Below are 15,077 nucleotides of genomic sequence, written 5' to 3'. Positions count from 1 at the left end.
ACCGCGGAACAGTCCCTCTGGCTCAGCACCGTCCCCGCCGTACCCTCGTACCCGCCCCTGACCGGTGCGCACCGGGCCGAGGTCACCGTGATCGGCGCGGGAATCGCCGGGATCACCACCGCTCTGTTGCTCGCGCCGCGGTTCGGGGTTCGAGGTCGAGCTGGCGGGCAGCGGCCGGGTGCTGACGGTCCCGGCCGACCGCAGCCTCCTCGCCGTGATCCGCGACGTCGTGCCCACCGCACCCTCCTCCTGCGAACAAGGATTCTGCGGCACCTGCGAACTCCACGTCCTGAACGGCACCCCCGACCATCGCGACGACATCCTTCCCCACGCCCGACGCGACCGCACCGACCTGATCTACCCTGCGTCTCCCACTCCCGCAGCCCCCGGCTCGTCGTGGACTTATCACGCCTCCACCACGAGGTCACCGTGACCGAAGTTTCATCCTTCTCGCGTTGGTGCTGCCGCAGCGGACGCGGCGGGCTCGGCGGCGAGACGGCGCACACCGACCGCCCCCCTTCGAGATCGACGGGAGTAGCCTTGGCCCTTCGATTGTCGGCCCGGGCCCCGCCGCGCAGTCTTCGAGTGGCAGGGGGCCGCAGCGGTGACTTTCTCCGTGGCTATCCACCACGACAGCGATACGGACATGCGGGTGGACGTGGCGGGCTGCGTGCTGGGTGCCGCGGCCATCGACCTGCAACTGCTGATCACCGAGGTGATCCTCCTCGAGCGTCCCGATACGCTCGTAATCAACCTTCACGACGTCACCGCCCTGAGCATCGCCGGAATGCACGCGCTGCTCACCGGCTACGCCACCGCAATCGACTACGGCACGTCCTACCGCGTTCTGCATGCCAGCGGCCAGGCCCGCTACGTCCTGCGGGCCACCGGCACCCTGGACATGCTCGCCGACAGTGACGATCTTGGTGCCCTGCTGCTGGCCGTGCTGGCTCGGCCCGTTTCAGGCGCACCTTCATAAACCGGCTCAATGCGCTGACGGCCGCCGCGTCGGTCGGTCACGTGCCGGTGGTGAAGAGGCTGGTGACTGATCCGTCAGTGAAGATTTCGTTGATGGCGCGGGCCAGCAGAGGTGCGGTGGACTGGACGCTGAGCTGGGTGACGTGCTTCTCGGCCGGGACGGGGAGGGTGTCGGTGAGGACGACGTCGCGGATGCCGCTGGAATTCAGACAGGTGGTGGCGTCGCCGGACAGCACGCCGGAGTTGGGGTGCGCCGCGGGCCCGGCTGCGCCGGGGGTGCCAGTCGTGGCCCTGCCAGTCGGTGAGGTGTTCCGACGTCTGGTCAGTCATGCCCTCCCACCAGACGTCGCCCGTGTCGGTGAGCGCGACGTCGGTGAAGATCGTGTTGCCCTTTTCGACCATGTCCATGGCGACCGGGTTGGTGCGGTAGCCGGTGCCGGGGGCGACGCCGAAGAACCCGAATTCGGGGTTCGCGGCGTAGAGGCCGCCGTCGGGCCCGAAGCGCATCCACGCGATGTCGTCGCCGAGGGTTTCAGCTTTCCAGCCGGGCAGGGTCGGTTGCAGCATGCCGAGGTTCGTTTTGCCGCAGGCGCTGGGGAACGCGGCGGCGAGGTAGTGGACCGCGCCCGCCGGAGAGGTGAGTTTGAGGACGAGCATGTGCTCGCCGAGCCAGCCTTCGTCATGGGCCATGACCGACGCGATCCGCAGCGCGTAGCTTTTCTTGCCCAGCAACGAGTTGTCGCCGTAGCCGGAACCGTAGCTCTGACGCCGACCGCTGCTGACACCCGCTTCGCCGTCCAGCACGTCGCCTTCGCTGCGCGGGGCAGTCCACAGCGTCGGTGTCGTCAGGGCTTGTTATCGACAGCGAGCGCCTGTTCGAAGATGTGCCGCCCGAGTTGTTCGGCTTGCCCGGGCGTGACGAGTTCGCCGGGGACGTCGGGGTGGGCGACGGTCCACGCCTGGCCGGCGTTGTGATCGGGGAAGGCGTTGAGGTAGTTGCAGCAGGTATCGGCTGACGGGCCGTCGCCGGCCTGCGCACTGAGGAAGGCCACCGCTGTCGGCGGATCCCACGTTGCCTGGCCACCGGTGACGGTCACGGTGATGGTGTGGTCGCCGCCGGGCGCGGTGGTTGTGATGACGACGTCGGTCTCGAGCATGGCCGGGATGCCGAGAGCGTCGATCACGCACATCGCCTCGACGGTGGGGCCTCCGGCGAGCTGGACGCGGTGCCCGGCGGGGACGGCGGAGAAGGGGTACGCCGCCCGGATCCGGGCGGCGGAGTCGAGTCGGATGACGTCGCGTTCGTGCAGGCGTTGCAGCACCACGCCTGCTGAGGTCCTGAACGCCGCGGCGGTCTGATCCAGCAGGGTCGGCGGTGGCGGGGCGCCGGTGGTGGCGAAGCTGCGCAGGATGGCTTGGTGGATGGCCCGTTCGGCGGGGTCGGTCGGGGTGGTGCGGGCACGCCAGTCCGGCAAGGACGTCGGCGGCCGGGCCCGGTCGCCGACGGGCGGGCAGCAGGCCGCGGTCTCGGCGTGGTCCAGGAGCTCGCGGCGCAGGGCACCGACTGTCGGGGCGCCCGAGACGTGGTTGTCGGCGTCGCGGTAGAGGCGGCAGGAGAAAACGCAAATCCAAGCCCTGGACCGCACCCAGCCGCTGCTGCCGATCACGTTCGAGGCGACCGAGCAGCGCACCCACGACTACGTTCGGCATGGTATTACGAACCTGTTCGCCGCGTTGAACGTGGGCACCGGTGAAGTTCTGGGCGAGTGCACGCCGGCCCGTGATGGCGCGTATTTTCTGGCGTTCCTCAAGAAAGCAGTGAAACCCCACCAGGGCAAGGATGTCCATGTCGTGCTGGACAACCTCTCGACGCACACCACGCCGGAGGTGATGGCCTGGCTGGAGGCCAACCCTCGGGTGCGGTTTCATTTCACTCCCAAGGGTTCCTCGTGGATCAACCAGATCGAGACGTGGTTCGGGATCATCACTCGCCAGTCCATCCGGCGAGGCACGTTCAGCTCGGTGAAGGTCCTCATCGCCCAGATCCGCGACTAGATCGCGCACTGGAACGCCACCGCCGCGCCCTTCGCCTGGACCGCCACGGCCGAAGAGATCTTGGCCAAGGTCAGGCTCGTACAGACCAACATCAAGAAGCTTGTCGACAACAACGCCAAGTAAACCCCTCAGATTTACGAGACACTAGGTCTGCGCGGATTTGCAACCAGGGCTTTGCTGCGACCTTGGCCGCGGCAATGGGAATGCTCCAGGGACGAGGTTCCCGGACGACTTGCTCCTTTGGAGGTGGACAAGTCGGAGTGACACTTCAAAGGAGCAAGCCTAGTTTGCGGGCTACCTTCCAATTTGCGTGACAGCTGCAGCAGGCTGCTACAGCAGTTCGCCGACGCGAATACGCTGCGCAGCCTCGTGTGCCCGGTCGGTTGCGGCGCTCTTCCCGTATCGGCGCGCCATCTGCGGGGTGGTCCAGCCGTTCAGCAGCATCAGGTCGCCCTCGCTGCCGCCGGCCTTCAGGAAGTGATGCGATTGGAAGTGACGGCCAAGGTGTGCGTGGAGGTCGCGGCCAAGTTCTTCCTGCGCGCCGGCAGCGCGGCCCCGGCGTCGCAGCATGATCTTGATGCCGTTATCCGACAATGGAGTGCGACGTCGATACTCGCCGAGCCACAGTCGCGTGGTCATATCGGCATGGGGGTGCCGAGATCGGACGCGGACGTAGCGGGCGATGGCCTTGCCGGTGAGTGGAGTGAACGGAAGGGCTCGCCACTTCCCGCCCTTGCCCAGAACGTTCACCACCCGCCGTTGCAGGTCAAGGTCGCGTTCCATGTCGATGTTCGCGATCTCAGAGAGACGACCGCCGGTATCCCAGATCAGTCGGATGATCGCCTCGTCGCGCCTGTTGACGAAATCCTTGCCTGCGCATCCGGCGAGCACCTTCTTGATGAAATCGACTGACGTGATGGGCGCCGGTTGGTCGGGGACATGCGGCGGCTTCATCCTCGCCATGGGGTGTGTTTCGATCTCATCCTCATCGAGGAGCCACTTGAAGTAGGTCTGTAGCGCCCGGTAGTTGTTGTTGGCGTTGCCGGGGCTGGTCGTCGCCAGGCGATACGCGATCCAGGCCTTGACGTGCCCGTCACGGTAGTGCTCGGGGGCCGTCGGTGAAGCAGGTAGGCGGTCGAGCCACGCCCGACGATCGACGACCTCGGGTGGTGCGATGGGCTCGGCGAGCCATCCGTGGAACTTCCGGGCGACGTCGGTGTAGCACCGGATCGTCTTGGGGCTCTTGTTCTCGGATTCCAGTGTCATCGACCACTCGTCGATGAGGGCCTGTGCCCAGGCTGGGGCGGGGGTTGCGGCTGGCTGCGTCCTCATGTGCTCACTCTCAAAGCGAAGTGTCACTGAGCGCTGTGCTAGCTCCCGGGCCGCGTCCGGCGGCACGAAAAAGGGCTGAACCCGCAGGTCCAGCCCTTGCCGTCGGGATGACAGGATTTGAACCTGCGACCCTCCGCTCCTGGAGCGGGAGCTCGCAACTGCCGGTCCTCGACGACGTGATCCGCGCGCGACACACCGCTCATTCCTACGACGGAGCGCAGGTGCCGCTCCGCTGGTACACCCCGCGGGGATGCGACCCTGACACGGCGGGGCCGGCAACGGTCGACCTGCACGGAGGCGGCATGATCTCCGGCTCGGTGGACCTGTACGACCGCAGCCTGTGCCGCCGACTGCGCCGCAGGGCGAGACAGCGTGGGACGACGCTCACCCGGAATGCGGCTTCGGGCCGCTACGCTCGACCGCGCGGGCTTGGCCGCGCGGGCTTGGCCGCATCCTCCCCCTCGTGCGCTCAGCCCGCCCTACCTGTCGGAAGCCGGGCCTCTTCTCTGTCGAACGCCATCGTGGCCAGCCGGCGTGTGCTTTGCTTGCCGGTGTCCGCATTGCCCTGGTTGGAGGGGGTGGGGTTGTGTTGCGGCTGCTGGGTGAGGTGAGCGCGGACGGCGACGGCCGGTTCCTGGACCTCGGACCGGCTAGGCAGCGGTGTGTCTTCGCTGCCCTCGCCGTCGACGCGGACCGGCTGGTGCCGCTGGAGCGGTTAGCCGAGCGGGTGTGGGGCGCCGAGCCGCCGCCGCGAGCCCGGGCCGCCGTGCACAGCTATGTCTCCCGGCTGCGGCAAGCCCTCTCCGGCGCCGGCGTGAGCCTCACACGACGGACCGGCGGTCACGTCCTGGAGACGAGCCCGACCGTCGACGTCGACCTGCGCCTCTTCCGGGAGCTCGCCGCCCGTGGCCGCGGCGAGACCGGCGACGCCGAGGCTGCGCGGCTCCTGACCGAAGCACTCGCGCTCTGGCGCGGCGAAGCCCTGGCTGGCCTGACCGGGGGCTGGGCCGAAACCGAGCGCGAACGGCTCGGGCGGGAGCGGCTGGCCGCCGAACACGAACTGGCCGAGGTCCGGTTGCGCCTGGGCCACGGCCGGGAGCTGGTGCCGGAGCTCGCCGCGCGGGCCGCCGAGCACCCGCTCGACGAGCGCGTCGCCGGCCAATACCTGCTCGCCCTCGACCAGGCCGGCCGAGGCCCCGACGCGCTCGACCACTACCGCCGCGTCCGCGCCCGGCTGATCGACGAACTGGGCACCGAACCCGGCGACGCCCTCCAGGGCATCCACCGGCGCCTGCTGGCCGCGCCGGACCCCACGCCCCGACCGGCGGCGGTGCTCCGCCAGCTGCCCGCCACCCCCGCGTCTTTCGTCGGCCGCGACCGCGAACTCGCCGAGCTCGACACCGCCGGAGCCGTCACCGCGATCGCCGGGGCCGGCGGCATCGGCAAGACCTGGCTGGCGCTGCGCTGGGCTGCCCGCAACGCCGGTCGGTTCCCCGACGGGCAGCTGTTCGTCGACCTGCGCGGGTTCGCGCCCGACGAGGAGCCGCTGGACCCGGCCGAGGTCGTCCGCGGCTTCCTCGAAGACCTGGGCGTCGAACCGCGCCGCATGCCAGCCGCCACGCACAGCCGGGCGGCGCTGTTCCGCAGCCTGGTCGCGGGCAAGCGCTTGCTGCTGATGCTGGACAACGCCCTCGACACCGGCCAGGTCCGGCCGTTGCTGCCGGGCGGTGGCACGTGCACGGTCCTGGTGACCAGCCGCAACCAGCTGCCGGGGCTGCTCGCCCGGCACGCCGCCCGGCACCTGCCACTGGACGCGCTGTCCGGCGCCGAGGCCCGCGCCCTGCTCATCGACCGGCTCGGGGCCGCGCGGGTGGCGGCCGAAATGCCGGCCGTGGACCAGCTGATCGCCCTGTGCGGCGGGTTTCCGCTGGCCCTGGCGTTGACCGCGGCCAACGCCTGCACTCGCCCCGGGCTACCGCTGGCCGTCCTGGCCGACGAACTGGCCGACCGCGGACTGGCCGCGCTCGCCGACGACGACCCGAGCGCGAGCCTGCCGGCAGTGCTCTCGTGGTCATACCGCTCCTTTGCCCCGGCGGAGGTCACGGCGTTCGCGTTGCTCGGCATCGCGCCCGGCCCCGACATCGGCTTGCCAGCGGCCGCCTGCCTCACAGGGCTATCCCCGGGCGCTGCGGCGGCGGCCCTGGCCCGACTGACCGGAGCGTCGCTGGTGGTCGAGGACGCCACGGGACGGTACCGGATGCACGACCTCGTCCGCCGCCACGCCGCCGACCTCGCGCACGAGCTGCCCGAGGACGTCCGCGACGCCGCGGTGCGCCGGGTGGTGGACTTCCTGCTGCACACCGCCCACGGCGCCGACCAGTGGCTGAATCCCCATCGCCCTGGCGTCGCACTCGACCCGTCCGAGGTCGAACCCTTGGCCCTGCCGGACGCGGCGGCGGCGCTGGCTTGGTTCGACACCGAGCACGCTTGCCTGATCGCGGCGCAGGGGACAACCGCCGCACGCGGGTGGCACCGGGCGACGTGGAACCTCGCGTGGACGTTGACGACGTACCAGCAACGCCGCGGGCACATCCACAAGCGGCTCGCGGTGTGGCTGGCCGGTCTGGCCGCCGCCGAGCACCTCGGCGATCGCTCGATCGCCAGCCGCACCCACCGGTTCCTGGGCCGCGCCTACACGAACCTGCAGCGGCACGACAAAGCCATCGAGCACCTGGATCGGGCCGTCGCACTCGCCGAACGCCACGGGGACGACCTCAACCAGGCCCGCGCGCACTTCGAGTTGGCGCGGGCGTGGGAACAGCAGCAAGGCGACGCGAAGGCGGTGAAGCACGCGAAGCACGCGCTGCGACTGCACCGCGTGATCGGCGACGCGGTCTGGGAAGCGCGTTCGCTCAACCAGGTCGGCTGGTACAGCGCCCGGTTCGGCGACTACGAACAGGCCCGGGCGCACTGTGAGGCGGCGCTGGCCTTGCACCGGGCCCTCGACGACCCCGAAGCCGAGGCCCACACCCTGGACAGTCTGGGCTACATCGCCCACCATGCCGGCCGGCCGGCAACCGCGGTCGAGCACTACGAGCAGGCGGTACACCTGTTCCGCGGTCTGGGCGAGGCATACCAGGAGGCCGACACCCTGGCCGCCCTCGGGAACTCGTACCGAGCGCTGGGGCGGGGCGACTCGGCCCGCTCCGTGTGGCAGCAGGCGGCGGAACAGTACCGGGACCAGGGTCGTCACGACGACGCCAAGAGGATCCGGCGGGACTTGGCGGCCCTGGACCGGTCCGGGCCGCCGGAGCGGTGACTCCGGCGGCCCGGGCGAGATCGGTCCGTCAGCGGGCGGTGACGGTAGAGCCGGAGGCCAGCAGGTTGTTGGTGTGGCTGCTGAACTTGTCCGACCGGGCGCGGAATGTGTAGTGCCCGCTGACCCCGTTCACCTTCGCCGTCCAGCACCGGGTCTGGGTGTACGCCACGTGGCCGTTGCCGCCACCGGCTTTGTCGTCGCACGTGACGTCGCTGACCCACGACCCGTCGCGGTAGGTCTGCAGGTAAGCCTGCGCGTACTCACTGGCTGTCATAGGGCTGCTGTAGATCGCGAACGCCCAGTAGTTGTAGGCGCTGTCGCGGCACAGTTCGACGGTGGCGACCCGGGTGCCGCCCGTCAGCGCCGTCACGGGCGCGGTCTTCACAATTGTGCCGTAGCCGCCGGTGTACTGGCAGTCCGGCGCGGCCTGCGTCTGCGCCGTGGCTGGCGCCACCACTCCCAGTAGCGCCGTGCCCGCTACCCCCAGGGTCGCGAGAACTTTCCTGATCATGCGACTGTCCCACCTCTCCACGCGGCGGTCGCCGCGTCGGCCCAGCCTGCGACGGGGGGCTTGCGGATTCCTTGTGGGAAAACGCAATCGGCTGCGCAGAGCTGGAAATTCGCGGGACCAAGCCCTCATTGCGGAGGGCACCGGACTCGGGTGACCGCGCTCCCTGCTCGGTCCACGTGTTGTCGTCAGGGCGGAGTCGATTCTACTGAACCTCGCGCCGTTTGTTTGCCCTCGGCGAAAGTCGGGTGGATTTGGCCTGGCTAAAAGGGATCGGTCGTCGTCGGCTTGATGGGACACCATGCTGGTCGTGGCGAGTGCTTGGGCCGGGGTCACCCGGTCCCGTGCTGGACGGGTTGCGGTGCAGGGCGACGGAGCGGGGTGTGGCCGCGAGTTGGCGGCCGAGTACGGTGCCGGCGGGACAAGGCCCGATCGCCGGCTGGTTGTCTGTGCGGGAAGGACAGGTTCTGGGTGATGGCCGGGAGTCCTCGATCCGGGCGTTGTCACGATGGAGGCGTCGCGCCCCCGGCAGGCAGATCGGGTGCGTGAGCGCACCCGCGGCCGTTCCGCGGGTGGCGCGCACCGTGCCCCGATCACGCGGGCATCGGTGCGGGAGGACGGTCCCGGATCTGCCGGGCGATCCTGATGGCGTTTCTCCGTTTCTCGCTGAGTCATGGCCGCGCCTTGCGCGGCGCCCGGGGAGCCGTGCCCGCTGTCCGAGCGGAAGTGGCCCGTTGTGAGGGCTGGGGGATGCAGCTGCTGCTGCACCCGCTGCGTTCTGGCGGCCACGTAACCCAGCTGATCGCTGCCAGCTGCCCGGCCGCGCCGGGTGGTGGACACGCTCAGCGCCGCGCTGGAACTGATCACGGTCCTGAAGCGGCTGTGGCGACTACGGTGGTTCCTTGCCTCGGGCTCTTCAGAGCAACCGAGCTGAGGGTCGTGGCGGGGCGAAACTCTTCCCAGGCCGTCGTCCGGCCCCACCGCGCGATCTGCTTGATCGGGGTGCTCCGCTCGCCGTGGACGCGTGTGCTTCCGTATCATCGGCGGCGGGGTTCTGGTCGTAGGTTTTAGGCCGGGTTGGCCCGGACTGTCATGGGCTTAAGGTGAGACAATGGAGCCACTGACAGCGATCGCCACGATCGCCGCGAAGTACGGCGCTTCCCAGCTGATCCGGGCGCTGACCGGGAACGACGAGCTCAGCGGGCTGGCCTCGGAGCTTCTGGGCGCAGTGGTGGCCAGCGAAGATCGCGTGAGCGAGCAGCTGGCCGGGATCGGCCGTCAGCTCGAAGAGTTGCTAGACCAGCGATACACGATCGCGTTGGGTGCAGGGCAGCGGGCGCTGCGCGACGCGAGCACGGCGCCAGAGCCGAACTCGCGGGCCGCCGAGCTGACCCGCGCGCGTGACTTGTTCCGCGAGGCCGCCGCGGCCGCTTCAGCCAAGTCCCCGCTGCAGATCGCGGTGGCCGAGCGGTACGTGGCGCTGTGCTCCCTCTCCGCTGGCCGTCCCGACGCCGTCCCCGCGGCGCTGAGCGCGTTGAACGATGCGGCGTTCCGGGCGCTGACCGAGGCGCTTCCGCTCTTTGGCCCCAAAGCCTATGAGAAGGCCCGGAACCAGCTCCCCCGGTCGAGCCGCCTGGGGCTGAGGGGCCGGCGCGAGGAGCGGATTGACGAGCTGGGCAGCGACCTCGTCGACGCGGTCGACGGCGTGGTGGACCTTTCTCTCAACCTGCTTGCCGAATCCGAGGCCCTCGCGCGCGGGCTCGGTCAGGACCTCGGGCCGGAAACCGACGTGGACCTGCTCCTGCCCGCGGGATACGAAGACGACGAGCGGCTGGCCAGGACCGCACAGGTGGTCGTCCGGCCGACCGCGCCCGGGCCGCTGCGGTTCGGCCCGTTGACGGTCGCCTTCGGCGAGATCAAGCCGGCTCCGGGCCGGCCGTCGCCGGCCGCGCCAGAGCAGCCCGGTGCCGCGGCCGTGGTCGCCGCCAAGCTCGCGCAGGCGCAGCTCCGGCCATCAGAGTACGAAATGCCGGCCCGGCCGCCCGGATTCGAAGTGGAAGTGCTTGTCCGGTCGGACTTTCCCGTGTCGCCCACGCTGATCGTGTCGTTGCGGCCCGGGCTGGTCCTGGCGGACGAGGTACCGCTCGAGGTGTGGCCCGGCCAGCCGGCGTTCACCGGCGTCGCCAGCGACATGCTCGCCGCGAGGATGCAGGAGACCCGGCTGTCCTACTTCCATCCGGACAAGTTCGTCAACGAGTGGACGGTGAACATCAACAACGTGCTGATCTTCCAGTCGTCCGATCGCCAGCTGCTCGATCTGGAGGGCGGCGCGCGCTGACGCCAGTTCACCGTAGGGACCCGCGCTGGCAGGCTGGATTTTCACCCGTCCGGAATCGTCCGCTCCCGCGGAATACTGGCCAGCTGCGCTCCGCCCACGGCAAGGGTGTTCGTGCCGTCTTGCACCGGTGACGTGCACTTTCACCAGTAGGCTCGCGCGGCGGTGCGCTCTGCAGCAGGTGAAGCTGATCGCCCCGCCGTAGCGTCGCGCCAAGGTCGAACGCGGCGCCGTCTTCGCGCCACCGATCTTGCAGTGCACGGGACAGTTAAGGGCGGAATGCCGCGGCGCCGGCGGGTCGTGGGTCATGGCACCGGCTTTCAGACGGAAGGGCAAAGGGTGAGGGAGGCGGCCGGCTGGAGGGGGATGTGCCACGGCCGCTTCCCTCTGGACGGCGGCCGTGGCACCACTCGATCCAGGTGTGCCGTGACCACGAGCTCACCGGCTCGGCAGGTGCCGGGCGACGGTCACGAAGGGGCACGCCGCCGCGGAGGACGCGGTCGTTGCTAAGGATTTCCTCGATGACGCCATGAATCGCAATGGCAGTCAGCCGCATACCATCCACGCTGACTGTGGTGGCGCGATGGTGTCGGAACCGGTGTCGGAACTGCTTGTCGATCTCGGTGTCATCCGGTCCTATTCCCGCCCGCGCACCTCGAATGACAACCCGTATTCAGAGGCTCAGTTCAAAAACCTGAAATATATGCACGACTTCCCTGAGCGGTTCGGGTCACTGGAGGACGCGCGCGTTTTCTGTGACGGCTTCTTCATGGCGGCGTCCCGGAGGACAGTCACCACGTCGTCGCCGACGCTGATCTCCACGCCGCACGTCGGGCCGGGGCCTCGTGCGCTCAGCGCCTCTCCTCGGCCATGCCCAGCAATGCCTCCTTCTTTCTCGGGAACTCGCGGCCCTTCCGAGAGACAGCGCGACCACGAGAAGGGAGTCGGCGATGAGCAATCCTGTTCGATCAGGAAGGTGGCGTGTTCCTGGTGCCGGTCAGCGTCGAGGCCCAGCGGACCGGCCCGCGGCCGAAGCACCTCGAGACCGCGAACCGCGCCCGCCGGCCGTTCAGTGCAGCGGTGAGAAAGCCGTCGGGATGGCGATGCTCGAAGTCGCCCGGGCGATGTTCTCCGGACCGTTCTCCGGCGGCCAGATTCCCCGCTCGTAGGACTCGCGGCGGATGGCGAGGCGGCCGTCGAGGCTGGGGAACGGCCAGATGTGCGTGATGCGCGGGATTCCGTCCAGGCCGTACATCGCTGTGGTGAGCGGAAAAAGCTTGGTGCGTTCGGGAAGCGCGGCCTCCCAGCCGGCCATCGTGGGCGGCAGGCCGCCGACTTTGAGTTCGTAGGTGCGGAATTCATAGACATCGCCGAAGTGTCCGGTCTGCACGAGCGGGAGGAACGGGAACGGCGCGTAGCTGCTGACGGTGAACGAATCCAGGTGCTCGCCGACCCCGAACGGATTGGCGCTGGTGAGGATCCGTTGCCGTTCTTCGGCGAGTGCGCCCGCGTCCTCGAATTCCCGGAGCAGCAGCACACGGCCGACGATCTCTCCGTGTTCGGTCTCCCAGCAGCCGAGCAGCCTGCCGCGCGCCGCCGCGTTCGTGGCGTAATCCTCCAGGGCGGGCAGTGCTTTGGGGACCGTGTAGAGCTTCAGCGCGAGATGGGTCAGTTCGTAGAGCATCGCGGAACCTCCATAAGCATGCGTTTCAAGCGTAAGCATGCTTATGCTATCAACCATGGGCGACGACCTTGCGGGAGAACTTGCGGATGTCTGCGTGGGGACCACCACATCACTGGTGCCGGTGGACGTCCTCGACAAAGCCAAGCTGTGTCTGACGGACTTCCTGTCCGCGGCTCTGGTGCCTTCCGACGAGAGCCGCATTGCCTTGTGCGCACTGGGAAAACCGCACGCTGGCACCGCGCTCGTCCTCGGTGCCGCGGCCAGCGCGCCCGCCCCGACGGCGGCGTACCTCGACAGCATGCCCGCGGCGGCGACTGGCCGGACCGACACGCACGTCGAGAGTTCGTCGCATCCCGGCATGGTGATCTTCCCCGCGCTGCTGGCCTTGGCCGGGCAGCACGAGGTGTCCGGCGGGCGTGTGCTGCCCGCGGCGGTGGTCGGTTACGAGGTGATGTGCCGCGTCGGCTCGGCGATGAGCACGTCCGAAGTGGCCGCGACCTTCCGGCCCACCGGTGTGCTCGGCCCCGTCGCGGCTGGCGCCCGCGTGCGCCCACCTGCTCGCTCTCGACGAGGCCGCGACCCGGGCAGCGCTCGGCATGGCGGCCAACGCGGCGTGCGGCCTCAACCACTGGGCGCGGGCCGCCACGCAGGAGCATGTGCTGCATTCGGCGATGGCTGCGCGGACCGGAGTCGAGTCGGCTTTGCTGGCGGCCGCCGGGTTGACCGCGTCCGGCGGGGCGGTCGACGGGGAGGCGGGACTGCTCGCTGCTTTCGGCGCCCGGGACCGGGCGCACCGGCTCGCCGGCGGACCTGGCTTCGCGATCCGCGACATCGTGCACAAGCCCGTGCCAGCCTGCATCTACGTGCAGGGGCCCTGCCAGCTCGCCGAGGAGATCGGGCGGCGGCACCGTCCCGATCCGGCCCGCGTCGAATCCGTCCGCATCGGGCTCGCTGAGCGGGCAGTCCGGTATCCCGGCTGCGACAACAGCGGGCCGATCTCCGATGTCGTGGCCGCGCAGCTGAGCGTGCAGTTCAGCGTGGCGTCGGTGCTGGCGTCCGGCGGAATTCTCGACCGGAACTGGCGAAACCCGGCCGATCCCCAGGCGAAATGGCTCGCTGCCCACTCCCGGCTGGTCGCGGACCCCGGGCTGACGGCGCGATTTCCGGCCCGCAACGGGTCCTGGGTGCGTGTCCTGCTCGACGACGGACGAGTGCTCGTCGCCGAACAGGACACCTTCCCGTCGATGACCGTCGCCGAGATGGTCCGGCGGTTTCATGCGGCCGCGGACCGGGTTTACGGCCGGGCTGGCAGCGAGGCGATCCTCGTGTCGTCGATCGGCTCGACCGGACTCCGTCCGCGTCCGGCCTGCTGCGCGCTCTTCAGCCGCGCTGAAGAGCCTCGGTCACGGCAGTGCGGCCTGCCGAACGGCCGAACACCGCCGCCCGCATCAGTGCGGCGCCGCCGGGATAGTCGCCGTAGAACAGGCCGCCAGTGGCCTCGCCCGCCGCGTACAGCCCGGGCACGGGCGCGCCGTCGGAAGCCAAAGCGCGTCCGTCGGGGTCGATTTGCACGCCGCCGAACGTGAACGTCAGCCCGGCCACCGCGTGGTAGGCGACGAACGGCGGCCGGTCCAGCGGGACGGCCCAGTGCGATTTGGCCGGCTCGATACCGTGCGTGCTCCCGTCTTCCCGGCAGGCGCGGTTGAATTCCTCTACCGCGCGGACCAGCGCCTCGGCGGGCACGCCGATGCACTCGGCGAGCGCGGGCAGCGTCGGCGCGCTGACCGGGACCGCGGCCCCGGCGAACTCGTCCGCCACGCGCGCCGCAGTACGCTGGTCGAAGATCTCGTACGCTTCGCGGCCGGGCTGGCCCATGATCGCCTTGCCCATCTTCGAATAGTTCTTCACCCACGGGCCGGGCCCCTCGTCGACGAACCGCTCGCCGTCCCGGTTGACGAGCACCCCGAGCCAGAACCCGTGCAGTGGGAACGGTGGCGACGCCTCGCTGCGCTCCGGGGCGGGCATGGTCGGGTCCACGGCGGCGGAGTGACAGCTCGACCACACTCCGGCCGGACCGGCCCCGGCCCGCAACGCCGCCGCGATCCCGTCGCCGGTCGCCTGGCGGGTGCCGCGCAGTTTCACCTCCTCCCATTGCGGACCCAGATGCCGGAGCCGCGACTCGCGGCTGGCCTGGAATCCGCCGCTGGCGATCACCACCGCGTCCGCCGGAAGCACTCCATCGGGGGTCCGCGCGCCGGTGACTCGCTCGCCTTCGCGGACGACGTCGACGAGCGGGGTGGACCAGCGCAGTTCGACGACGATCTGCTCGGCGTACCGCAACAGCGGCTTGATCACCTCGAACCCGCGCGACATCCCTTCGCCCGTGCTGGTCAGGATCTGCCCGGGCGGGATGTGCAGCACGCCGTCCCGTACCTGTGCGCCGACTGTCCGGTTGAAGGTGAAGCGCACTCCTTTCTCAGACAGCCACCGCACGGTGTCCAGCGAGCGTTCCGCGAGCGCTGCCACCAGTTTCGGGTCGGCCTGGCCGTCGCTCATCGCCGTCAGTTCGGCTGCGTAGGCCTCGCGGGTGTAGGGCGGTGCGACGATTTCCTCGGCGTGCATGCCGGGTTCGAAATCCTGGGTGATCGAGGTGAGGTCTTCCGCGCCGTCGTAGCAGAACAGGAACAGCCCGCCGGAAAACGCGGCGTTCCCGCCTACGTCGGCACGGCTGCCCTTCTCCAGCAGGACGACGTCCGCTCCGGCTTCGCGGGCGGAGATCGCGGCGGCGAGCCCCGTCAGGCCCGCTCCGGCGACGACAATGTTCGGCACTGGTCCTCCTTGACCGGTTGCGATGATCGGTTGCGGG

At 69.7% G+C, this 15,077-nt stretch carries 10 protein-coding genes, 1 tRNA gene and 4 pseudogenes; 8 read left to right on the top strand and 7 right to left on the bottom strand.

The features are described 5' to 3' along the window. Positions 1–160 precede the first annotated feature (160 nt). Entirely contained in the window at positions 161–433 is a 273-nt protein-coding gene (locus tag OG371_RS00375) for a 2Fe-2S iron-sulfur cluster-binding protein (protein WP_442876136.1), read from the top strand. Between the two features lie 171 nt (positions 434–604). Continuing rightward, positions 605–979, top strand: a complete 375-nt coding sequence (locus OG371_RS00370; RefSeq protein WP_329064306.1) for an STAS domain-containing protein — start codon at positions 605–607, stop codon at positions 977–979. A gap of 238 nt (positions 980–1,217) precedes the next feature. Here the strand turns inward: OG371_RS00370 and OG371_RS00365 are convergent. Next, positions 1,218–1,740 (bottom strand): annotated as a pseudogene (locus OG371_RS00365) (phosphoenolpyruvate carboxykinase domain-containing protein); the annotation flags it as partial. A gap of 83 nt (positions 1,741–1,823) precedes the next feature. Further along, entirely contained in the window at positions 1,824–2,669 is an 846-nt protein-coding gene (locus OG371_RS00360) for an alkylmercury lyase family protein (RefSeq protein ID WP_329064304.1), read from the bottom strand. On the opposite strand from OG371_RS00360, the gene OG371_RS00355 reads away from it, so the two are divergent. Continuing rightward, positions 2,605–3,033: an IS630 family transposase gene (locus tag OG371_RS00355; protein WP_329072857.1), complete on the top strand. Its 429-nt coding sequence runs from the start codon at positions 2,605–2,607 to the stop codon at positions 3,031–3,033. The genes OG371_RS00360 and OG371_RS00355 overlap by 65 nt on opposite strands. Positions 3,034–3,363: 330 nt before the next feature. On the opposite strand, the gene OG371_RS00350 is transcribed toward OG371_RS00355, so the two are convergent. Further along, positions 3,364–4,365, bottom strand: coding sequence for a tyrosine-type recombinase/integrase (locus OG371_RS00350; protein WP_329064302.1), 1,002 nt, complete (start codon positions 4,363–4,365; stop codon positions 3,364–3,366). Between the two features lie 102 nt (positions 4,366–4,467). Beyond that, positions 4,468–4,610 (bottom strand) — tRNA-OTHER (locus OG371_RS00345). Between the two features lie 341 nt (positions 4,611–4,951). Between OG371_RS00345 and OG371_RS00340 the strand changes: the two genes are divergently transcribed. Further along, the gene (locus OG371_RS00340; RefSeq protein WP_329064300.1) at positions 4,952–7,684 is read left to right on the top strand and encodes an AfsR/SARP family transcriptional regulator; all 2,733 of its coding nucleotides are present in this window, start codon (positions 4,952–4,954) and stop codon (positions 7,682–7,684) included. Between the two features lie 28 nt (positions 7,685–7,712). On the opposite strand, the gene OG371_RS00335 is transcribed toward OG371_RS00340, so the two are convergent. Continuing rightward, on the bottom strand, positions 7,713–8,195 hold the full coding sequence (locus tag OG371_RS00335; protein WP_329064298.1) for a hypothetical protein: 483 nt from the start codon (positions 8,193–8,195) through the stop codon (positions 7,713–7,715). A 1,246-nt stretch (positions 8,196–9,441) separates the two neighbouring features. On the opposite strand from OG371_RS00335, the gene OG371_RS00330 reads away from it, so the two are divergent. Next, positions 9,442–10,530 carry a hypothetical protein gene (locus OG371_RS00330; RefSeq protein ID WP_329064296.1) on the top strand — a complete coding sequence of 363 codons (1,089 nt, stop codon included), beginning with the start codon at positions 9,442–9,444 and terminating at the stop codon, positions 10,528–10,530. Positions 10,531–11,083: 553 nt separating this feature from the next. Beyond that, positions 11,084–11,296 (top strand): annotated as a pseudogene (locus OG371_RS00325) (IS3 family transposase); the annotation flags it as partial. Positions 11,297–11,596: 300 nt separating this feature from the next. Here the strand turns inward: OG371_RS00325 and OG371_RS00320 are convergent. Next, positions 11,597–12,211 (bottom strand): NIPSNAP family protein, encoded by a 615-nt coding sequence (locus OG371_RS00320; protein WP_329064293.1) that lies wholly within the window; start codon positions 12,209–12,211, stop codon positions 11,597–11,599. A gap of 37 nt (positions 12,212–12,248) precedes the next feature. Between OG371_RS00320 and OG371_RS47305 the strand changes: the two are divergent. Both OG371_RS47305 and OG371_RS47300 read left to right on the top strand, forming a co-directional pair. Beyond that, positions 12,249–12,740 (top strand): annotated as a pseudogene (locus tag OG371_RS47305) (MmgE/PrpD family protein); the annotation flags it as partial. Further along, a pseudogene (locus tag OG371_RS47300) lies at positions 12,724–13,524 on the top strand (MmgE/PrpD family protein); the annotation flags it as partial. The pseudogenes OG371_RS47305 and OG371_RS47300, both read left to right, overlap by 17 nt. A 67-nt stretch (positions 13,525–13,591) precedes the next feature. Here the strand turns inward: OG371_RS47300 and tcuA are convergent. Further along, on the bottom strand, positions 13,592–15,040 hold the full coding sequence (tcuA, locus tag OG371_RS00315) for an FAD-dependent tricarballylate dehydrogenase TcuA (protein WP_329064292.1): 1,449 nt from the start codon (positions 15,038–15,040) through the stop codon (positions 13,592–13,594). Between the last annotated feature and the right edge of the window lie 37 nt (positions 15,041–15,077).

Origin of the sequence: Amycolatopsis sp. NBC_01480, from assembly GCF_036227205.1 — a bacterium.
Lineage (GTDB): Bacteria > Actinomycetota > Actinomycetes > Mycobacteriales > Pseudonocardiaceae > Amycolatopsis.
This window is presented reverse-complemented; position numbering and strand designations above follow the sequence as displayed.

Excerpts from the sequence above, each read along its gene's own strand:
- OG371_RS00320 (WP_329064293.1), bottom strand. The coding sequence starts at position 12,211 with ATGCTCTACGAACTGACCCATCTCGCGCTGAAGCTCTACACGGTCCCC.
- OG371_RS00335 (WP_329064298.1), bottom strand. The coding sequence starts at position 8,195 with ATGATCAGGAAAGTTCTCGCGACCCTGGGGGTAGCGGGCACGGCGCTA.
- OG371_RS00350 (WP_329064302.1), bottom strand. The coding sequence starts at position 4,365 with ATGAGGACGCAGCCAGCCGCAACCCCCGCCCCAGCCTGGGCACAGGCC.